The following is a 22,017-nucleotide window of genomic DNA, read 5'->3' as shown; positions in this document are numbered from 1 at the left end:
ATAGCTTGTTAGACTTCTAACTATCCAAAGGATAGTATTTATCATAACTACCGCTAAAATTAGCATGCCCAAAAGTACATAGGATGCGTAAACAAATTCGCCCATTGGAACTTTATTGCTAATTAGGCTATAGATTATATAGAGTAAAAAGAAGAATCCTATCCATTTGCCACTTGTCTTTAGATTTCCTTTAAAGTCTGGATAAATCATGGCTTTTTTGCTGTAGCGGTTTAAGAAGTAATCACGTTTTTTTCTTATCTCATCTCGCTTTTCTTTTGTAGCATTATCGATGAGAGCCGAATAATAGTGTTCCATATCGCTTGGTCTAGTAGCGTATTTTTTTAGATTTGCTGCTTCTTCATCAGAAAACTCATTAGCTAAGATTTGATAAGTGATGGCTGCCTTTGATTGGTAGGTCTTGCGTTCATCTCTTAGTTTTTTTAGCTTCTCTATATCTTTTTGTCCGCTAATCAAATTTTCGGTGTCTATTTCATATTTTCTCTTATATTTCAAATATCTAGTGAAAATTAGGACAAATATCAAAATAATAAGCATTTGCCCAATTATAACTAATAAATCTCCTCCACCTATGAGGCTAACTATGGTCATCACAATGGCTGGGATAAGTATAGTTATAAGGGCTATTATAACAAATAATAAAATTGATCTCATAATTTAAGTACCTTTTCGTAGGAATCTACTAATTTTCTTCCTGTGTTTTCTATAGACTTTGCCTTGGCAATTTCATAAGCATTTTCAGCTAATGATGGCAAAGCTCCACTTAGTATGCCAGTGATTTTTTCCCTAAAGTCTTTTAAATCTTTGCCCTTGTAGATATTTTTTCCATCAACATAGTCTTTTTCAAATATTTCTATATCTCGAATTAATATATCTGCCTTTGTGGCGAGGGCTTCTAAAAGGACAATCCCCTCTGTCTCCTCGTGGGTCAAAAATACATATAAATCTGATCCGCTATAGGCGATTCTTAGTTCATCGCTAGATATGTATCCTGGGAAGTGGAGATTCTCTGGAGCTTTGTCAATAAGTTTTTTTATCTCTGCAGGCATTACCGAAGGATTTAGCTTACCAAACCAGACAAATTCGTATTCTGGCATTAGCTCTGCAAGTTTTATAAAATCATATATGCCCTTTCTTTTGATAGGTAGCCCAACAGAAATGATTGATTTCTTATTAGGATCCAAATTATAGGTCTTATAAAAATTTTCCCTATCATTTTCTCTCTTTTGCCAAAAATCTAGGTCTATACCATTTGATACAACTTCAATCTCTCTTTTTAAGCCATAAGTCTTGAGAATTCCCTTGGAATATTCGCTTGGAGTAAGGATTAAATCTCCCTTGTTGTAGCAATGAGTTAGCCAAGCTTTAAAAAGTGGGGCTATTTGATTTGACAAAATAAAGGAATTTTTGAAATCTTCCTTGGTAGAATGAGCGTGGTAGATGACTTTTTTGCCAGATCTTTTTGCCTTAGAGGCAAAGGCAGCAGATTTGGGAAAGACTGTGTTGATGTGAACTATATCAAAGTCTTCCTTCTCATCTAGGGTGAAGTCACATCCGACCTTTGTCAAAGCCTTGATTTGGTGGTCTATGGCCTTGCCGACTCCAGATTCTTTTACTGTTTCATAATCTCTTGTATATAAAAGGACTTTCATAATCGTACTCATTTACTGCTTTTTCGTATAAGGCTTCACATTTGCTACCAAAGCTTTGGACAGAAAAATTATCCAGGGCATAGGCTCTGGCATTTGCTCTAAGTTTATTTTTCAAATCTTCGTCATCCAAAACCTGGTAGATATAAGCCTTAAATTGGTCATAATCATCGTAGCAAAATCCATTGAAGCCATTTTCTATAACTCCCTTTAGGGAATCATCACTCCTACAAATAGCAACCGTAGCATTTGATAGGGCCTCGTAGTAGGTAAGTCCTTGGGTTTCTGATGTAGATGCTGTTGTAAAGATATCAGCAGCCTGGTAGTATTTGTTAACCTCGCTTGGATCTACCATACCTATGAAATTTGCCTTGTTTTTAAAGTTTTTGCTATAATCTATCAGTTTATTAAGGTGAGGTCCGCCACCAACTATTAGGAATTCTATACTTGGATCATCGAGTTTGTCATAGTATTCTATGATTTCTTCTATGTTTTTTTCTTCGGCAAGCCTTCCTAGATATAAAAGGATTTTTTTATCCTTATCTATTTTTAGTTCATCACGCAAACCTTCTTTGTCATATAAGTCTGGAATGTGAACACCTGTTGGTATGACCGCTATTTTTTCTTCCTCTATATTATAAGACTCCAATATTGCTGCTGTTTTTGCAGTTGGAGCTATAAAATAATCGCACATATCAGAAAGAGCCTTTGAAAATTTAGCCACAATCTTAACACCAGCTTTTTTGTTGGTTGTAAAATAATGGGTGTAGTCTTCATAGACTGTATGATAGGTGTGGATTAGGGGGATATTTAGCATCTTTGATAGGGTCTTTGCCATCATAAAGGTCGAAAATTCACACTGGCTGTGGATAATATCTGGCTCCCATTTCTTTATACTTCTAAGATAGGTATTGGCCAAAATATTTGTAATCCTAGCTTCAGGATAAATTTTCTTGGCAGAAAGAGAACCTATATAATATACATCATTAGTCTTATAGGACATAAGAGTGTTTGATAGGGTTAGGACCCTTACCTCGTGGCCCTTACTTTCTAGATATTCTTTTAAATTTAATACTGATCTTACCACCCCGTTTACTACAGGATAGTACCAATCGCTTGTTATAAGTATTTTCATAGTATCCTCAATATTACTATATGTTCTATTATTTCTTTTACAATTTGGAAAAATCCTCATCTTTCATTATCCACAAAAATTAGTATAATTTATGAGAAATGAGGTGAAATATGGGTCCTTTAATAGTATCAGACATAATTCTTTTAGTATTTACAATATATATAGGAATTTTTTTAAGAAATTTCTATTCCCCCTATCCCGAAATGAAAGTAGGCTTTCATATTTGGGAAGTTTGCTATGACAAAAACACTTGGGAATACGGCAATAAGTTTGCTGGCCTTACTTCCATAGTTCTTGGCCTTATTTTATTTGCTATTATTTTTCCCCTACTAATTTACTTAGAGCTTAAGAGGTCATATCTAGTAGGAATTATAACATTGTTTGCTATTATCTATTTTATCCTCTTATACTTTATAGTAAAAATAAGACTTAGAAAAAAATTCAATCTCAAAGATGACTAAAGCGGCCAAAAGGTCGCTTTATTTTCTTATTTTAAAGGTTTCTTGGCCATATTTATTCACTATAAATGGAAATGTTACAGTCAAAATACCCATAATAACTATTAGACCTATAAAAGCCACATTCATATCTCCATCAAATTTACCAATAATTGAAGGTATAATCAAAATATTGACATAGCCTATGAGGGAATTTACAAACTTATATAAGCCTCCCTTGGCAGATGCATCGTGGTTAAAGGGTTGGAAAACATAATAATTAAATAGGTTAAAGGCTGGGAAAAACAAGTAGGCAAATACTACATAACTTCCAGCTAGAAGCCCTGTTTTTACGTCAATGTTTTGGTATAAAAAGTAATAAGTAATAAGGCTTACAAGTCCTGAAAAAAGTCCTGCAAGATGTATCTTTAACAAGGTCTTATATCTTAACTTATACATTTCAAATATTGCTTTGGAGTCCCTATAAAATCCATATTGAATCAAAGACCTGTCACAGTTTAGGAAAAAAGCCCTAGCACTTTCAGTATCATTAAAAATAATCATAGCAATGATAGGTAAGGATAATAAAAAGATTCCTTCTATAAGATTTGCAAAGCGTGTAAAAATAAATTTTACACCAACGAGCAAAGCTATAATAATGGCAAATATTATTAATGCCTTTTTAAATACTGGCTTTACAAGAAGCCTACTATGCCTTTGAAAAAAAAGATTATTTAATAGTTCATAGCCCCTTCCCTTAGCTACTTGATCCTTTTCTATATCAGAATCTTTGAGGGCAAGGCTATCATTGGCAATCTTATCATAATCTAAATCAATATTTGCGCTATCTCTTTTTGCCACTTCCAAAAGCCTATCGTAACCATCAAAGCTAAACAAATATCTGCTAGATAAAATAAAGGCAATGAAGCTAATTGCAAATATAGCTACAAGAATGATAATAGAAATATCTTCCACTTGCATCAATAAGGCAAAAAGTATGACTTCCAAGATTATAATGAAGGCAAATCTCTCAGAGAGCCTTTTTTCTTTTTTAGAAAACTTATAAACACTGTAAGTATTGGAACTTATTCTTATAAATGCTAGACTTAAGCTTATTAGAAAAGCCTTTTTAAAGTCCAAGAGTATCCAAAATATTATAGTTCTCCCCAAAGAAATCCTCAAAGGATCAAAGACTCCAAGTATTAGTCCAGACTCTTTGGCCTCCATCCTGTATTGCTTATTTAGTTGGTGGATTTTAAACTTGCCGCCTTCAATAAAATTGGACACGAGAGCTGGTGTTAGATAAAAGCTCAAAAAAGCCAGATTTACTGCTCCATAATCCATCATGTCTTCAAATTCCTGAACTTTATATATACCAAGCTTATGTAAAGCCCAAATTATAGATCCACTTATGACAATTGATATGACAAAGGATAGCAAGCATTTGATAATTTGACCCAACAAAGAAAATATAGGGCCTAGTGTGTATACAAATTTTTTAAATCCAAATAGCCTATACTTATCCCCCGTATGTTTTCCAATTATAGGAAGCCTATGGAAGAAGTGTATTAGGCGGTTGATGGATTCTGCATGGGAAATATTTTGAATAATCCTATATTTTTTGTAATATTCCATCGGCTAATCCTCTCTTTGCAGCAAGTTTATTACTTCCTCTTCAAAATCAGGATTGTTTTTGATTTCCCTGTCAACCTCGCTTATTTTCCCCTTGTGGAGAAGGAGGATCTCATCTGCCATGTTTTTGGCGAGATCTAGAATGTGGGTTGAGAAAATTATTATGTGGTCATTTTTGATTGATTTTATCAAATCCTTCATCTCTTTTTGAACCACTACATCAAGGGAATTGAGTGGCTCGTCCATCAAAATCACCTTTGGCTTTGTGATAAGAAACATCATCATTTGAAGCTTATTTCTCATACCTGTCGAATATCCCTGGATAAGCCTATCCTTGTCATCTTCATCAAATTTAACTTGATCAAAGTAAATATCTGGATTTAAGTTTCCTTTTATTCTTTCCTTACTTACGTCTATGAAAAAATTTATAAATTCTCTACCTGTAAGAAAGCGTGGGAGTTCTGGCTCAGCCAGCATGAAAAATACATCTTTTATGTCAAGAGGGCTTTTGCTAGATTTATCAATGAGATAAATATCTCCAGAATTTTTTTCTAGTTCCTTGGCTATTAGGGAAAATAGAGTGGTCTTTCCTGCTCCATTTCTACCTAAGAGACCGTAGATTATCCCCTGGTCTAAAGTTATACTTAGTTTATCTAAAACTAGTTTTTCGTCAAAACTTTTAGATAAATTGTCTATTAATAATTGCATCAATCCCTCCAATAACTTATCATTTCACTAACTAGTGTATCAAAGTTTTATACTTATTGCCAAGGTCATTGATAGCCATTATATTTATATTAATTATGGATTATACATTTCTGATAGTTGTGATTTCACTTGGTTTATCTATAATTACATCTGGATTTTGATCTTCTAAAACTTTCCTAGCTCTAAAGCCCCAGGAGCATCCTACAGTGAAAATACTGGCATTTTTCCCGCACTTCATATCTACTTCGCTGTCTCCAAAGTATAGGATATCAGAAAAATTCACCCCAAATCTTTCTGCAATTATCATAATTCCTTCTGGCGATGGCTTTCTCTTATAATCCTCCCTATAACCTAGTATATAATCGAAGTAATCATTGCCAAATACGTCTTTAAGGACCTTATTTGATGTGGAATCAGGTTTGTTGGAAAAGGCAGCCACTATCTCTCCACGACTTTTGATTTCATCAAGAGCTTCTCTTATACCATCAAAGGGCTTGGTAAGGTATGATGGGTTGTTGTCGTAGGCTAGATTATAGGCATCATAAATTTCTTCTTTTAAAATATCATCTCCAGAAAAATCAACATAGTCCAAGGCAGAATCAACTAGGACTTTAGGTCCATTTCCCACAAATTCTCTAACCTTATCTTTTGGCACAGGATCTAGGCCATATTTTTTGAAAGTTGTATTCAAGTGATAATCTATAGCATCAATTGTATTTAGTAACGTTCCATCTATATCAAATATATACATAAAATCTCCTTTGTTTTCCTATTTGCTAATTTACCCTATTGTATTATAAATTTCTCATTTAATGAAATAGTAGCTAAGAATACCCTTTGTTTGATAAATAATATTCATTGTATATGCAATGGGGTAAAATATTAATAACTTAAAGAAAAGAGGGTATTATGACAGACAAAAGAAACTTATCCATGCTTAGTGATTTTTATGAATTTACTATGGCCAACGGATATTTTAATAACGGAATGAAGGATACTATTGCAGTATTCGATGCTTTTTATAGGTCAAATCCAGATGAGGGAGGATATTCTATCTTTGCAGGATTAAATGACATCATAGATTTTATAGAAAATCTACACTTTTCAAAAGAAGACATAGAATACCTAAGGTCTTATGGCAATTTTACTGATGATTTCCTTGACTATCTTGCTGATTTCAAATTTACAGGAGATGTGTGGGCCTTTCCAGAAGGGTCAGTTATGTTTCCAAATGAGCCAATAATTACAGTAAAGGCACCTATAATTGAATGTTCAATCCTTGAGACTTACCTATTATTATCCATGAACTTCAACTCCCTAGTTGCAACTAAGTCTAGCAGAATAGTTCGTGCTGCAGGGGATAGACTTGTTATGGAATTTGGAGCAAGACGTGCCCAAGGAGCCGACGCTTCCATAACTGGGGCAAGAGCTGCATACATTGCTGGCGTTCCAGTATCATCCAATACTTTATCAGCCCAAAAATATGGCTTCAAACCATCAGGCACTATGGCTCACTCCTGGATCCAAGCCTTTGACAATGAATACGAGGCTTTCAAAACCTATGCCGAAGCTTATCCAGACAATTGCATCCTGCTAATAGATACCTATGATACCATAAACAGCGGACTTCCAAATGCCATGAGAGTATTCAAGGAAGTTTTGGAGCCAAAGGGCCTTAGCGGAGGAGTGAGAATTGACTCAGGAGACCTTGCCTACCTTTCAAAAGAAGTGAGGAAAATCCTTGATGAAAACGGATTTACAGACACAAAAATTGTAGCAAGCAACTCCCTAGATGAGTTTAAAATTAATTCCCTAACAGCCCAAGAGGCTAGGATTGATTCCTTTGGTATAGGTGAAAGACTAATCACAAGTAAGTCTGATCCTGTATTTGGTGGCGTTTATAAGCTTGTTGGAATTTATAAAGATGATGAGCTAGTGTCAAAAATAAAGGTTTCAGAAAATGTCGAAAAAATCACAACACCAGGCTTCAAAAAAGTTTATAGACTCTATAGCAAGAAAAATAGGAAGGCAGAAGCCGACTACATCACCCTTAGAGAAGAAGAAGTAAACGACAATGAGCCTCTTGTAATCTTTGATCCACTCTTTACATGGAAGATGAAAAAAATGGAAAATTACCAGGCTCGCTTGATGCAAGAAAAGATTTTTGAAGATGGAAAGCTAATCTATGACCAACCTTCACTAGATGAAATTCAAAGCTATTGTAAAAGCGAAATTGATAGCTTGTGGGATGAGGTTAAAAGATTTGACCAACCTCACAACTACTATGTCGACCTTTCCCATGACTTGTGGAATCTAAAACAAAATCTAATACTTGAGGCAAAAAAAGGCCTATAAGATGAGTGAAAAAAGATATATTAATTTTATAAATTCAGATAGCAAACAAGATTTTAATAAAAATTGGAAGTTTTACCTAGGTGACCAACCTGGTGCGAATTTGCCAAACTTTGATGATAGTGATTTTACAAATATCAACCTTCCCCACGATTACTCTATAGACCAAGACTTTAGCCCATATTTTGAGGCAGAATCTGCCTATAAGCCCGGAGGAGTTGGCAATTATAGGAAAAGTTTCGTCATAGATGATATCAATCTTGAAGAAAAGCAAGTTTTTATCTACTTTGACGGTGTTTATCAAAACTCCACAACTTATATAAATGGGGAAAAATTGGGCTTTAATCCCTACGGCTACAATCCCTTTGCCTATGATCTTAGCCCATATTTGAAAAAGGATGAAGAAAATCTCCTAGCCATAAGATGTGACCACCAAGTCCCATCTTCCCGCTGGTATTCTGGCTCTGGCATCTACAGGTCTGTCGATATTTTGGTAAAAAACAGGCTAAACTTAGGTATTTATGGACCAAAGATTGACTATGAAATAGCGGACAAACTTGGCAAAATAAATGTAAAATCTGAAGTTTGCAACAATTACAAAGATCCAAAAACATTTAAACTTAAACATTCCTTATACTTTAAAAATAAGTTAATTAAAGATATTACAAACGAAGAAATCACCATAGATGCTAATTCTAAAGAAGATATAGATTTAAATTTCCAAGTAGAAAATATTTCTTTGTGGGATTTGGATAAGCCAAATTTATACCAACTTAGATCAGAAATTTTACTAGAGGATGAATCTATTGATGAATATGTGACTGATATTGGCTTTAGGGTTTTAGAAAAAAATCCACAAACAGGCATATCCTTAAATGGCAAAAATATAAAAATTAAGGGTGTTTGCCTCCACCACGACAACGGTGCCCTTGGGGCTTGTGATTATAGGTCAGCCCTAGAGTACAAGGTCGATATCTTAAAGGATATGGGCGCCAACACCATCAGACTTTCTCACAATCCAGCAAGCAGGACTCTGATTGATGTTTGCAACAAAAAGGGCATGCTTGTGGTAAGCGAGATATTTGACGGTTGGCTTTTGGACAAAAATAACAATTACAATGATTTTTCAGCCTATTTTGAAAAAGAAGTCGGCCAAAGCAAACTTTTAGGATCTAATCCTTCTATGACTTTCGCAGAATTTTCCCTAAAAGAAGTCCTCAAAAGAGACTACAATTCCCCAGCTATCTTTATGATATCCATAGGCAACGAAATAATGGAGGGAACTGATTGGTCAAGCTTATCCAGGTATCCAGATGTTTGCGATAAGCTCATAAAATGGGCCAGAGAGGTCAATGCCAATAGATGGCTCACTATCGGGGATAATATTATAAGATATGACTATGTCGACGAACTAATCGAAGTCGATGATAAGGTTAATAAAGCTTCTGGCATGGTTGGCCTTAATTATACAGAAGGCGGACGCTATGATAAAATCCACAAAGATCACCCAGATTGGGTACTTTGGGCAAGTGAAACAGCTTCAAATATCAATTCCAGGTCTGTCTATGACAGGTTTGAATTAGATTATCTACCTAAGGATAGGAAGCTATCTTCATATGACACATCAAAAGTTGCCTGGGGTAGCCATGCATCTGATGCTTGGTACGATATCATCACCAGAGACTATGTAGCTGGAGAAGCTGTGTGGACAGGTTTTGACTATCTTGGAGAACCCACGCCCTTTAACGGTGTAGACAGAGGCCCAGTTGATAATTGGCCAAGCCCTAGATCTTCATATTTTGGCATCCTAGACCTAGCAGGATTTCCAAAAGATGCCTACTATCTTTATAGGAGTTTGTGGAATGATAAGGATATCACCTGCCATCTCTTGCCAAGTTGGAATGAAGATGAAGTCATAGTAAATGATGGCAAAGTTAAGGTCATCTGCTATACAAATGCTAGTTCAGTTGAACTAGTCCATAAGGATCAAAATGGCAAAATCAAATCTTATGGCAAAGAATATTTTGTAAGTCAAATTACAAAGGCTGGCCATAAATATAAAGTCAATAATGCTAGAAAACGTGGATTTTCCCTATACTCCCAATGGGAAATCCCTTTTGAAGAAGGAAGCATCCAAGCTATAGCCTATGATGAAAAAGGCCGAGTAATAACCCAAACTATTGGTAGAAGCACTATAAGCACAAGTGGTAAGCCTGCCAAAATTATGGCGAGGGCAAATAAAGATACCATATGTAAAGACTCTTATGGCCTAGCTTATGTCACAATAGACATAGTTGATGAAAATGATAATCTCATTACAAATGCTGATAATTTGATTAATGTTGAATTATCAGAAAATGGAGTCCTCCTAGGCCTTGACAACGGCTTCCAAGAAGATATGGATTCTTTTAAAGTATGTCAGAAAAAAGCCTATGCTGGCAAGCTTCTTGCAATTATTGGTGGAAAGTCTGGACTTTACCCAATAGAAGTAAAAATTACAAGCCCTGGTCTTGAAGAAGCAATCCTTAAAATTGACCTTAAAGAAAATCCAAACACTTTTAATATCAGAGAAGAAATATATCAAGAGCCAAAAACTCCAGCTTTCATAGGAGAAAAGGGCTTAAGCATTTTAAATTATTCCACAACAACCTTGCCAAATATATATCCAAGGCTTCCACAAAAGTTGGAATTAGTAGATAAAAAGGGCAAGCTTAGCGGAAATTATATAGATATTGCTTGGGATGACATAGATAGTGACGACCTTAAAGAAGAAGGGCAAATCTTAGTCAAAGGCTATGGGAATGTTGGAGATGAAAGGCTAGAAGTAAGTGCCTTTATAAGAGTTGAAGGCGAGAAACAAATTATAAATGCTGATATAGCTAATCTTGCCTTGATCAAAGAAGTAGATGATAAGCAAATCACCCTAGGCTTTGCCACCCAGCAAGTTTTTGGTAAACTAGCCATTAGCAAGGCGAAAAATCCTGATATAAAAATTTATGTATCAGAATCGAAGGCTTACGATAAGGGAAATCTAGTTAATTACCAAATGACTAAAAACAAGGGCGAGTACACTTATGAATTTGACCCTGTTAAGGCAACTTATATAACAATTGTCTTTGAAGATAAGGCTTGTAAGCTAGAAAATCTATGTCTTTACAAGGTTAAAAAACTTGCACGAATATATAATTCTACTGAATTTGAGTCCTTGGAAGTAAATGATTACAAGCTTTCAGATGATGAACTTAAAGCTAACGAATACATCTGTGATGGCAAAATCGAAGTAGTTTCCATAAATCCAAAAGAAAACGCAGCTATAACTACAATCAGACGAAAGAAAAAATGGATAATATTATTGCAGGCTGAAGACTCATCAAAGATAAGAAAATTTACAATAAAAAGGGACTAAATGAGCAAAACCCCTCTATCCGTATTGCGGATTTTGGGGTTCAAGTCATAATAGTCCCTTTTTTATTCCCTTGCTATCTCTTTTGCAAGTACATAGCCACCTATAAGGCCTGCCTCGTTGCCTAGTTCTGGGAATACTATATATTCTTTACTATCTGGCAAGACAAGGTAGTCGCCCTTTATCTTGTCAAATTCTTCTCTGATCTTATCAATCATACCTTCCTTGTTACAAACTCCTCCACCAATTATTATGATATGCGGACGAAGAATTGCTGTGTAGGTATAAAGTGCTTTTGCTATATATTTTGCAGTAATAGCAAAGGCCGGATCTGAGATGTCGAGATTTTCTCCTTTTTCTCCTGCTCTTTTTTCTATAGCAGGTCCTGAACAAAGGCCCTCAAAGCAATTTTTGTGATAATCGCACACCCCTTCAAAGTCATCACCATCTTCTTTTGGAAGTTCAAAGTGGCCCATTTCTGGGTGGGAATAACCTTCAAGCAATTTGCCATTTTGTATGTAAGAACCGCCTATGCCTGTTCCTATGGTTAGATATAGTGAGCTTGTCTTATCTTTTGCTGCTCCCAATTCATATTCGCCAATGCCACTTGCTCCAACATCTGTTGTAAGTCCCATTGGTAGGTCTAAATTTTTCTTAAGCTCACCAAGTAAGTCAAAGTTTCTCCAAAGCCTTTTTGGTGTAGCTAAGATAGACCCATAAGTTTTGCTATTTTTGTCAACATCAACTGGTCCAAAAGCGCCAATGCCAATGGACTTTATGTCAGAGTCCTTGAAGAATTCTACAATCTCTTTTACATTGTCATATGGGTCAGCCGTCTTTATCCTATCTTCTGTGAGGAGTTTTCCCCCATCGTCAAAAATACCACACCTTATTTTTGTTCCACCTAGTTCTATTGAACCGTACATATACTGCTCCTTTCATAAAAAGCACAAATATTGATTTTAAAATTTCCTATAGTTCCATTATATCATTACTTGTAGGGGAAATATTACTTTTATACATAATAACTAATAAATTTTAAAATCGTTAATGTATAGCTTGCTTGCTCCATATAATGCAAGTCTTAGAGTCTTGATTTTTTCATAAGATCTTAGGTCCAAAATACGCCTATCCCCAATGGAGTCGATATTGAATCTTTCTCCATTTATGAATATATATCCATGGGTGAAACGTGAACCTTTTCTAATATCTTCTCTGACTAGAAGAAAGTTAATATCAAGGTCATTTGGATTTTCTACTTCTAGAAAATATTCATTACCAATATCAGTACAAGTTATAAATATGCCATCTTCTATGTTTTTTGAAAAAGATTCTTGGATTTTTACCTTGGTTTCCTTTAATCTTTCTATAATCTTATCATCTATTTTTCCGCTTTTGTTGGCAGGAATGTTTAATAACAAAACTCCCCCACGGCCGACAGATTTGAGGTATATTTCAAAAAGTTCTTCTACAGATTTTATCCTCTCATCCTTGTGAGAAAACCAACGGTCGGTAACTGATGTGTCGCACTCACTAAGAGAAAAAACATAGTCTTCATTATGACCCACAGATGACCTAAAGGCAGCATCGTAGTCTATTTCAAAAGTATCTTTTTTAAGTCTAGGAGCATTTTCACTTGGGGCATAGCCTAGTTCGTTACCAGCCCAGTGGATGCCACCCATAGGTCCCACTCCAAAAAATAGGATATGAGGATTATTTTTCCTAATCTCTGCCATAAAACTCTCAAAATCATATTCTTGGTCTGGGTAATTCTCATCCTTGGCATTGTCAAACCACCATTCCACAAAATGACCCTTGTTGCCGTATATAGGATTATTAACAATCTCTTTGATTTGTTTTAGGTAAAATTTGTTATAAGCTTCTCCGCTACCATAAGTAGGCTCGTGGACATCCCATGGGGAAAGATATATGCCCATATTCATGTCAAACTTGCTACAAGCCTTTGAAAGCTCAGCTAGAAAGTCCTTGCCGTAGCTAGTATTAGTAATCTTATGAGAGGTCTCTTTTGTATCCCACATACAAAAACCATCGTGGTGTTTGGCTGTAAAAATTAGTCTCCTAAAACCCAAATCCTTCAAGGTCTTCACATAGGATTCGTAGTCAAAGTTAGTCAAAGTAAAATCATCTAGATTTTCCTTGCCATTGCCCCATTCCACTTCTGTATAAGTATTCATGCCAAAGTGCAAGAAAGCCCCACACTCTTCTTCCAGATAATTAACTTGAAAGACACTTGGGATAGGCCCATGGTATTTTGGTATTAATCCATCAAAGGTCTCTTCAAATTCAAAGTATGGATCAGAGTTCAAATCCGTTGTTTTTTCTAAGTTCATAAAACCATTCCCCAGATTTCTTAATCTTTCGTTCTCCAGTTTTAAGGTCTAGTTCAACAAGTCCATAGCGATTTTTGTATGCATTTAGCCAGCTCCAGCAGTCTATAAAGGTCCACACTTGGTAGCCCTTACAGTTGGCTCCTTCTTCTATGGCCTTGTGAAGCCAGTATAGGTGTTCTTTGAAAAACTCTATTCTATAGTCATCTTGGATTTGCCCATCTTTTCTAAAACGTTCCTCATCTTCTACACCCATGCCATTTTCTGTGACTAACCATTCAATATTGCCGTAATTATCACGGATATTTATTGCAATGTCGTATAGAGCCCTTGGGTAGATTTCCCAACCTCGATATGGGTTCATCCTCTTACCCGGCATGTCATAGCCCATATAGTATTTGCTTTGGGAAAACATAGCATCTTCTTTGTAGACATATGGATTTTCCCTAACCCTAAGTGGTTGGTAATAATTTACTCCAAGGAAATCTATAGTGTTTTCTTTGATAATTTCTAAATCGTCATCTGTGTATTCTGGCAACAAATTTTCATTTGCTATGATTTCTACTAATTCTTTTGGATAATAGCCTTTGACAGATGGATCCAAAAATGAAGCTGTATTAAATAGCTCGCTAATTTCAGCAGCTTTCAAATCTCCACCATTGTCACTTCTTGGATATGATGGTGTAAGATTTAGTATTATTCCTATTTTTTTCTTTCCATTCATTTGCCTATATGCTTTTATAGCTGAGGCACTGGCAAGCTGAGTATAAAAAGCACTTTGGATGGCCTTTTGCGGATTTACTTCCGCCGGATAGTGGCAACCATTCATATATTGGCATTCTACATGGACTATAGGTTCATTAAAGGTAAACCAACCGTCAACTAAATCGTCAAAAAGTTCAAAGCATTTTTTGGCATAGGAAACATAGGCCTCGACAGTCTTTTTATTGGTCCATCCACCAATATCCATCAGATACATAGGCATATCAAAATGGAATAAGTTAATATATAAGGTGATATTTTTTTCTTTGATTTTTGAGAAATAATCCCTATAAAATTCGACCGCCTTTGGGTTGACCTCTCCATCTATAGCTGGTATTAGTCTTGTCCAACTAATGGATGTTCTAAATACTGAATGGCCAGTTTTTTCTAGTAAGTCTACATCTTTTTCATAATTATGGTAAATATCCGTTGTTTCTTCGGGTCCTATAAGATTGTGAAATTTATATGGGTCTTTTTTGTACCAAAAATCCCAAGTATTTTCACTTTTGCCATCAAGGCTTGCCGCTCCTTCAGATTGGCTAGCACTGGTGGCTGATCCATATAGGAAACCCTGTGGAAATTTAATCATCTTCACTCCTTTGTTTAAGACTCCTGCCTTCTTTTATTGTCTTCATTAAATTAGCATAGGCTCCGTAGAGATTGTTGTCATTAAAAAATGATACAGGTCTGATGTCGTATGCTTTGCTTGCAAAAATTCCACTTACAAGTTTTTTCTTTAACTCATTTATAAAACGCTCATCAGAAGAAATCCCTCCGCCTAGGTATATGATTTCTGGGTCAATGGTATAGGCAATGTTATAAATGCCCATGGCTAGGTAATCGAACATCAAGTCAACCTCAGAAAAATATGGTTCTTCTTTTTTAAAATACTTGTCAAAAATCTGATAAGTCGTCTCCTTGATTCCATACTTTTCTACCATCTTACGCCTTACATTCGGTAAAGTTGCAAGAGTTGAGAAGTTTTCATAATTACCATCTTCATTTTTTAATAGCATATAGCCAAATTCGCCACTCTCTAGCTTGGCGCCCCTGACTATCTCACCCTTGTTTACAACAGCTCCCCCAATTCCTGAACCAATTATAAGAAAAGCTATGTAATCTTTTTTGTGATTTCCGTAATAAACCTCGGCAAGAGCTGCACAGTTTGCATCATTTTCTATAGCTACTGGTAAATAAAATTTCTTTTCTAGATGGTAGGCAAAATTATATTCTGTGATAAATTCTACAGCTGATTGGCCTAAGATTTTGCCTGTGAGAGGATCCACTGTCCCCGGAGAAGACAAGCCTATGCCCTCGATTTTATATTTATTTTGGTAATATATTATTGTATCTTCAAAAAACTTAACAAAATCATCCATATTTCTTGCTTGAGCTTTTGAATATTTCTCGATAATCTTATCATTTTCTATTAAAGCGTACTTGGTGGATGTGCCACCTATATCAAATACTAAATACATTTTTTTCCTTTATGTTATAATAATCTAATAAGGAGTTATTATGTCAAACAGTTCATATGATTTTATAATGGATATAATCAGCAAAAATAATATAAAACTTTCCAGAAGTGAGCAAGCTATAGTAAAAAAATTAAAAAGTTTAGACTACGATATTTCAAATCTTTCTATAAATGAATTTGCCAAAACTTTTTATGTTTCTACGGCCACTGCCACTAGATTTTCCCAAAAACTTGGTTTCAACGGTTATCTTGAGTTCCGCTATGCCCTAAAATCACTAGGGGATAATAGGCCCTACAAGGCCTTGGGCATATATGAAGATATGATTTCTGGTATAGAATCAGTTGATTCTAAGCTTCGTGATTTTATCAGAAATTTTGACCAATTTCATAAAATTGCAATAATTGGCATAGGTACATCTGGCCTTGCCGCCAATGAATTTGTCTACAAATTAAATGAAATGAATATAATAAATTCTGACTATGCCAAGGAACCCTACGCCATTGATTTATTGACCAATAGTTTAAATAAGGAAGACTTACTAATAGCTCTTTCCCTTAGTGGAGAAAACACCAACCTTCTAGAAGGGGTAGATAATGCCCTAGAAAAAGGGGCAAAAATCCTATCCCTCACCAGAAGTCCTAAGTCTACCTTGGCCCAAAAATCAGACTTTGTTTTCCTAACTCCATCATATTCGACCTATGAGTTTAACATTTCAAAAATGGCCCCCCTTATTGTATCTATAGATATAATCTGTGAAATCTACCAAGCTACTAGGCCTTGATCATTTCAAGGCCGATGTATCTTAAAACAGCCTCACAGAACATAGAGTTTGACCATGAGAACCAATCTCTTGTGTATTCGCTTGGATTATCCTTATGGAAACCTTCATGCATCAAATACTTATTATCATGTGTTGTTTCAAAATAGTGTAGGATTTCTTCTTGTTCGCTTTTTTCTGTTGATGTCATCATTTGCATAGCTAGGGCTATATGCCATATATAATCTTTTGGAGTATGGTCACTTCCTATACCCTTAGCAGCGCATCCCTCATAATAAAGGTGGTTTTTATCTGACAAGATTGCCCTTCTAGTGTTTTTGTAAAGTTCATCGTCCTTATCCATATAATCTAGGTAAGCAATGGATAATAGGCTTGGAACATTGGCATCATCCATAAAATTGCTATTGCCAAGTCCATCAACTTCATAAGTTAGAATTTCACCAAATTCATCATCAGCAATTTTTCCGTGTTCTTTTATTCCTTTGTCAATCTCATCAGCAAGATTTTTCATCTTATTAGCAAGGTCATTATCTTTGCCGGCATCAATCAAGCAATCAGCAAGTCTTCTAAGGCTTACAACTGTAAAGGCGTTGGCAGGAACTAGGTATTGGTACATACAAGAATCGTCACTTGGCCTAAAACCTGACCAGCTCATGCCAGTATAGGATACTGGAGATCCTTTTTTGCCAGTTCTTAGAGTTTCTGTAACAGCTTCTGGATTTGGTCTTACAAATTCATATGGTGAGTTTTCGTGGTTTTGTTCAAGCTTAATTTGATCAACTACATTTGCTAAAATTCTCATAAATTCATCATCAAATATAGATGAATCTTTTGTCTTTTCATAGTACAAATGAGCAGTTTGCATAATATAAGCTAGACTATCAAGCTCATATTTTCTCTCCCAAACCCAGTCAGATTCAAAGTCTGTTATATCATCGTGGGTCCAAGCCCTGCCATTAGCCTCTTTATTGAAGGCGTTGGCATAGTAGTCCTTGTCAACTGAAAAGAACTGTCTTTGGATGACTTTTTTGATTAAATCATTTGCCTCATCCGAATCTATATAAAATAAGGGTCTAATCTGTCCTGCAGAGTCTCTTAGCCACATAGCTTCTATATCACCTGTGATTACAAAGACATCTCCCCTATCTGTAGTTTCCATGGTAGTTGTAAAGGTATTTTTAATAGCTTTTTCAAATATCTTTTTTATTTCATCTGTCACTTGATTGGAAGCATTAACTTTTTCTATCAAGCTTTCTACTATCTTTTCCATAAAACTCCTTTCAAAAATCAAGTTTTGTGGTTCTAATCTCAAACGGACTTAATCTATCTTTATCAATCTTGCGATTATCTGGATTTTGCCCTAGTATATCGTAATTTTCCCCATATAGCTTTGGTATTTGCTTATATTCATAGCTTGGATTGTAGGCCCTAAGTATAGGATCCCCATCATAATTTCTATATAAAACAGAATATAAGTTCTCACCAAGATCTAGGTCAGGGATCTCTGGACTAAAGGCAGTCGGGTCAGTGTTTTTATCTATTTGAACCTTAAAAAATGGAACTCTCTCTTTCAAAGCTTTTTGTATTGAAAGAGATGGATCTTTGTCAAATATATCAAAGTATAGGTCAAATTCCATATCAGCCAAATCTCCCAAAAGTTGAGCATCTGGCGTTGGGAAATAGCCCCAGTCTCCAAGCTCTCCAGTAGACCTAAATAGAGTTAGATATAGGCCTTCATCTTTTATTTGTTCATATTCTGCTATGCCTATAGTTGATACTGTAAAGCCTTTGTTAGATTCATCTTTTACTTGGATATATCTGTTCAAATTTTGTGAATAATCTGGGTTTTCCCAAGTCTTTGGAGGGTAAGCAGATCTTTTGACGGTTTCAAAGATACTTTCTGGATAAATAAAATCTGATTCTAATGAGTGGCCAAATAACAACCTCATTCTATGGTCCTTCGCCATATTTTTAAGTTTGATCTTAATATCCATTGTTGATTTTTCATCATAAACTATAATTTCTTTGTAAATTTTCATCTTTACATAATCTTTTGACCTTTTTGCCTGCCTAAATGGTAGACCTACTAGGGTAACTTGCTCTTCAAACAAGATCTGGTCTGCTGATTTTGGTATAGAAATTTCCTCTTTAAGCTTTATGATGTACTTGTCATTTTCCCTTAAAACTTCTTTATCTATGAGCTTGCCACCCAAAATCCTTAGATTATCGTAAGACTGCCTGTAGATGTACTCGTTTCCAATATCTCCGCTATCTTCAACCATCAAAACATTGGTGTAAGATTCACCTGTCCTCTTATCCTTGATGTCCAAAGAAGCGTTGTCATTTATTTTTATTTGGTAGAAGTCATTTTCAATCAAGTCCTTGTCATAAGACCTAACTAAATACTTGCTTTTTCCTTCTACTAGTCTAAATATTTTCTTTTCATATGGCTTAAGCTTTGCCAGAAATTTGACATTAACTTGCCTTGAAAAATATGGCTTGCGGAAGACATCTTCTGGCAGTTCATAGCCAAAGTTTGTGCCAATATCTGTGATTTGAGCTGGAATTTCATTGCCATCCTCATCGACTAAAGTTAGATCTGGCAGGTCAATTTCTTGAAGTTTTTTGACAACTTCTGGGAAATTCGCTCCAAAAAACTCCTTCATATAGTCTAAGTCTATTGATACACTCCTCATCCTTTCATATGGCAGGGTGTTTATCAGGCAAAAGCTCACATAATCTGAGTCATTGTAGGTGTTTTTTGCTATAAATTCTCCTTGCTTTTGGTCAAGGTAATCAAGTGCCTCAGCTGCATCTTTGAACCTTCTCTTGTTGCCATCGTGAACGGAATCTATAGAACATCCACAAATACTGTCATGTGGATGGTTGGAAATAAGCCTTTCGTAGATGTAGTCAATTCTATCATGAGGATAGTTTTCCTTTTTTCCAAAGATGGTTAGTAGGGGTTGAGTGACTTCTTCAAGTCTCATCTCTAAGTTTTTGTTCATGTGTTTGAGATAGTATCTAGATGAAGAAGTTCCTTGTAGGGTGTACCAGCCGTCTGTAGTCTGACTGCGAAGTTCACCAGTGATTTGGGCAAGATTTCCCCTATCTATCTCTTTATTTACAGCCTCAAAGTACAAGTCTAGGTTTGAGTGGACAAATTCATAGTCATCATACATGGTGTTTAGCTTTTCTATGATTTCTCCAATGTTTTTTTGTACTGGAGAGTGGTCGCAACCGTTCATCAAGAGTAGTTGATTGGTTGAAGCGTATTTTTCCATGTCAGCTATTTTTTGGTCCATGTATTTTCTAAGCTTGTCTTCTCTGCTAGGTATATCTACTCCATTGCAATACCAATTAGCAAAGAGTATCCCCAATACTTCTGACCCATCATTTGATTTCCAAATAAGCTCAGAATTTTTGGATGTGAAATCTTCTATAACTGCATTGTCAAAGCCTGTTGCCTTGACTCCACGCCCAAAGTAAGAGACATCAATGCCAGCCTTATTTAAAATCTGTGGAGCTTGGCCAATATTTCCAAAGGTATCTGGGAAATATCCAATGCTAGCAGGTTTTCCCCAACTACTAGATTTTTTGATACCTAGGCTTAAGTCTTTGACATTTGATTCACCACTGGTCAAAAATGCATCTTGTAAGATATACCAAGGACCAATTATTATCCTTCCAGATTTTATTAATTCTTTTAATATTTCCTTATTTTCTGGTCTAACTTTGAGGTAATCTTCTATGGGCAAATACTGGCCATCAAATTGGAAATACTTGAAACGAGGATCTTCACAAGCTTCAATAAGTCCATCAACTAGGTCGACCAGACGCATAGTATGATTTTCTAAAGGCAAATACCATTCCCTATCCCAATGGGTGTGGGATATGATGTGGACTGTTTTTTTCATATTATTCCTCTATCAATTTGTGGTAAATTTCATCAAGTGATTTTGATGTTATAACCTGCCTATCTATAAGCTCATCTTGGGTAAATTCTTTATAGATTTTTATAGTATAGGATTTGCTCTTATCATAAAGTTCTCTTGCTTTTTTATCTTCTCCATTTATAGCTTCTTTTACGGCTAATAATAGGTATTTTAAGCTTTCAAAGAAAGGAATCACTTCATCATATAATTTTTGATTAGAATAATTTTGCTCATAGGAATCTATTGCAGTAACTTTCTCATCTATAAGTCTTATGACTTCATCATTATCAGCCTTATCAAAAGCTTCATTGATTTTAGCTTCTTCTAGGTATTTTTTATTCTCTTCCCTCTTATAAATATCAGATCCATAGAAAGAGTCAGATATGATGAAAAGTTCTTTTGCAACACTCTTATCCAGATAGTCAAGTCCTCTTTTGAAGGCTTCTATTGGTTCATAGTTTTCTGGGTCTTTGTAAAGCTCTGCTGCTTGGTAGATGGAAAGTTTTGATAATTCAGCTTGATTCATTGGGTTTAGTACAATAGAGTCGTAGTTGAAATCTTTGCTATCAAAGAATTCAAAAACTTCCATAAATATTTCACCACGTTTGTAGTCATTAACTGGCCAATTAAACCAAATATATGGTTTTTTGTCCAAAAGTTTTATAAAGGCTTCATTTGCATCATGTCTTAAAGGAGTGACAACATCATATCCTGTCCACATAATGTTTAAATTATCAATATTTCTAAACATATCATAGTATTCTTTGCCTTTTTCATCTATCCACGCTTGGTTATACCATGGGTTAACAAATATCAAGTCCTTGTTATCATATTTAGAAATATGTTCTATTAGATCTTTAACAAGTCTTAAGTGATATTTCCTATCTTCATAGGCTTGATTGCGATCAACATCGTCCATACAAAGGCCAAAGCTATTTACTCCAACTTCATGCAATTGATCATATTTTTTGAATATTTTTTCAATTTCTTTATCATAATCAGCCCATTTTATTAAGTTTTGTCCTGGATGGATAGCCCAGACAAATTCTATATTTTTTTCTGTTGCGGTTTCTTGTAATTTTTTTAATTCATCAAGTTTTTCTGCTGTATATGGCTCTCTCCATTTAACATTGTGGTAAGGGTCATCTTTTGGCGCATAGAAGAACTGGTCCATACCTACTTCTGATAGAAATTCTATAAGGGATTTTCTTTCTTCAAAAGTCCAAGGTATGCTGTAAAATCCTTCTATAATACCTGTTTTGATTTTCGTCATTTTTACTCCTTTAGAAACTACTTTTCTTATTTTCTAAATATATTGATAAATATTGTAAGTTCTTACAAAAGTCCTTAGAAAACTAGAGACTTATACACAAAAGTGCATA

General features: G+C 35.2%; 17 protein-coding genes. 4 read left to right on the top strand and 13 right to left on the bottom strand.

The window, feature by feature from the left end:
- From BN38_RS11170 to BN38_RS04910, 3 genes are all read right to left on the bottom strand, one after another.
- A partial coding sequence (locus tag BN38_RS11170) for a hypothetical protein (protein WP_044565875.1) occupies positions 1-672 on the bottom strand: 672 nt, incomplete at its 3' end.
- A complete protein-coding gene (locus BN38_RS04915) occupies positions 669-1,670 on the bottom strand; it encodes a glycosyltransferase family 4 protein (RefSeq protein ID WP_044565874.1) in 1,002 nt (333 codons plus the stop codon). The genes BN38_RS11170 and BN38_RS04915, both read right to left, overlap by 4 nt.
- A complete protein-coding gene (locus tag BN38_RS04910; protein ID WP_044565873.1) occupies positions 1,639-2,802 on the bottom strand; it encodes a glycosyltransferase in 1,164 nt (387 codons plus the stop codon). Before BN38_RS04910 ends, BN38_RS04915 begins: the two co-directional genes overlap by 32 nt.
- A 110-nt stretch (positions 2,803-2,912) precedes the next feature.
- On the opposite strand from BN38_RS04910, the gene BN38_RS04905 reads away from it, so the two are divergent.
- Positions 2,913-3,263: an SdpI family protein gene (locus BN38_RS04905; RefSeq protein ID WP_044565872.1), complete on the top strand. Its 351-nt coding sequence runs from the start codon at positions 2,913-2,915 to the stop codon at positions 3,261-3,263.
- A gap of 18 nt (positions 3,264-3,281) precedes the next feature.
- Here BN38_RS04905 and BN38_RS04900 read toward each other — a convergent pair whose 3' ends face one another.
- The 3 genes from BN38_RS04900 to BN38_RS04890 all read right to left on the bottom strand — a co-directional run bounded on the left by BN38_RS04900 (position 3,282) and on the right by BN38_RS04890 (position 6,330).
- Positions 3,282-4,874, bottom strand: coding sequence for a hypothetical protein (locus BN38_RS04900; RefSeq protein ID WP_044565871.1), 1,593 nt, complete (start codon positions 4,872-4,874; stop codon positions 3,282-3,284).
- A 3-nt stretch (positions 4,875-4,877) separates the two neighbouring features.
- On the bottom strand, positions 4,878-5,579 hold the full coding sequence (locus BN38_RS04895) for an ABC transporter ATP-binding protein (RefSeq protein WP_044565870.1): 702 nt from the start codon (positions 5,577-5,579) through the stop codon (positions 4,878-4,880).
- Positions 5,580-5,679: 100 nt separating this feature from the next.
- The gene (locus BN38_RS04890) at positions 5,680-6,330 is read right to left on the bottom strand and encodes an HAD family hydrolase (protein ID WP_044565869.1); all 651 of its coding nucleotides are present in this window, start codon (positions 6,328-6,330) and stop codon (positions 5,680-5,682) included.
- A gap of 158 nt (positions 6,331-6,488) precedes the next feature.
- Between BN38_RS04890 and BN38_RS04885 the strand changes: the two genes are divergently transcribed.
- Positions 6,489-7,934: a nicotinate phosphoribosyltransferase gene (locus BN38_RS04885; RefSeq protein WP_044565868.1), complete on the top strand. Its 1,446-nt coding sequence runs from the start codon at positions 6,489-6,491 to the stop codon at positions 7,932-7,934.
- Between the two features lies 1 nt (position 7,935).
- The gene (locus BN38_RS04880; RefSeq protein WP_049944445.1) at positions 7,936-11,337 is read left to right on the top strand and encodes a sugar-binding domain-containing protein; all 3,402 of its coding nucleotides are present in this window, start codon (positions 7,936-7,938) and stop codon (positions 11,335-11,337) included.
- Positions 11,338-11,399: 62 nt separating this feature from the next.
- Here the strand turns inward: BN38_RS04880 and BN38_RS04875 are convergent, their stop codons facing one another.
- The 4 genes from BN38_RS04875 to BN38_RS04860 all read right to left on the bottom strand — a co-directional run bounded on the left by BN38_RS04875 (position 11,400) and on the right by BN38_RS04860 (position 15,922).
- Positions 11,400-12,260, bottom strand: coding sequence for an ROK family protein (locus tag BN38_RS04875; RefSeq protein WP_044565867.1), 861 nt, complete (start codon positions 12,258-12,260; stop codon positions 11,400-11,402).
- Positions 12,261-12,362: 102 nt separating this feature from the next.
- Entirely contained in the window at positions 12,363-13,685 is a 1,323-nt protein-coding gene (locus BN38_RS04870; protein WP_044565866.1) for an alpha-L-fucosidase, read from the bottom strand.
- Positions 13,651-15,033 (bottom strand): glycoside hydrolase family 1 protein, encoded by a 1,383-nt coding sequence (locus BN38_RS04865; protein ID WP_044565865.1) that lies wholly within the window; start codon positions 15,031-15,033, stop codon positions 13,651-13,653. Before BN38_RS04865 ends, BN38_RS04870 begins: the two co-directional genes overlap by 35 nt.
- Positions 15,026-15,922: an ROK family protein gene (locus BN38_RS04860; protein WP_044565864.1), complete on the bottom strand. Its 897-nt coding sequence runs from the start codon at positions 15,920-15,922 to the stop codon at positions 15,026-15,028. The genes BN38_RS04865 and BN38_RS04860 overlap by 8 nt, the downstream gene beginning before the upstream one ends.
- Positions 15,923-15,962: 40 nt before the next feature.
- Here BN38_RS04860 and BN38_RS04855 point away from each other — a divergent pair, with 40 nt between their 5' ends.
- The gene (locus BN38_RS04855; RefSeq protein ID WP_044565863.1) at positions 15,963-16,703 is read left to right on the top strand and encodes a MurR/RpiR family transcriptional regulator; all 741 of its coding nucleotides are present in this window, start codon (positions 15,963-15,965) and stop codon (positions 16,701-16,703) included.
- On the opposite strand, the gene BN38_RS04850 is transcribed toward BN38_RS04855, so the two are convergent.
- Genes BN38_RS04850 through BN38_RS04840 form a run of 3 tightly spaced genes read right to left on the bottom strand, consistent with a single transcriptional unit; the run spans position 16,693 to position 21,908 of the window.
- Positions 16,693-17,970, bottom strand: a complete 1,278-nt coding sequence (locus BN38_RS04850) for a glycoside hydrolase family 125 protein (RefSeq protein ID WP_044565862.1) — start codon at positions 17,968-17,970, stop codon at positions 16,693-16,695. The genes BN38_RS04855 and BN38_RS04850 overlap by 11 nt on opposite strands.
- A 10-nt stretch (positions 17,971-17,980) precedes the next feature.
- Complete coding sequence (locus tag BN38_RS04845; RefSeq protein WP_044565861.1) at positions 17,981-20,617, bottom strand: alpha-mannosidase; 2,637 nt, start codon at positions 20,615-20,617, stop codon at positions 17,981-17,983.
- Between the two features lies 1 nt (position 20,618).
- On the bottom strand, positions 20,619-21,908 hold the full coding sequence (locus BN38_RS04840) for a beta-N-acetylglucosaminidase domain-containing protein (protein ID WP_044565860.1): 1,290 nt from the start codon (positions 21,906-21,908) through the stop codon (positions 20,619-20,621).
- Positions 21,909-22,017 lie beyond the last annotated feature (109 nt).

It is taken from the genome of Anaerococcus provencensis (genome assembly GCF_000312365.2).
Classification (GTDB): domain Bacteria; phylum Bacillota; class Clostridia; order Tissierellales; family Peptoniphilaceae; genus Anaerococcus; species Anaerococcus provencensis.
Note: the sequence above shows the minus strand (reverse complement) of the source record. Positions and strands in the feature narration are given on the sequence as shown.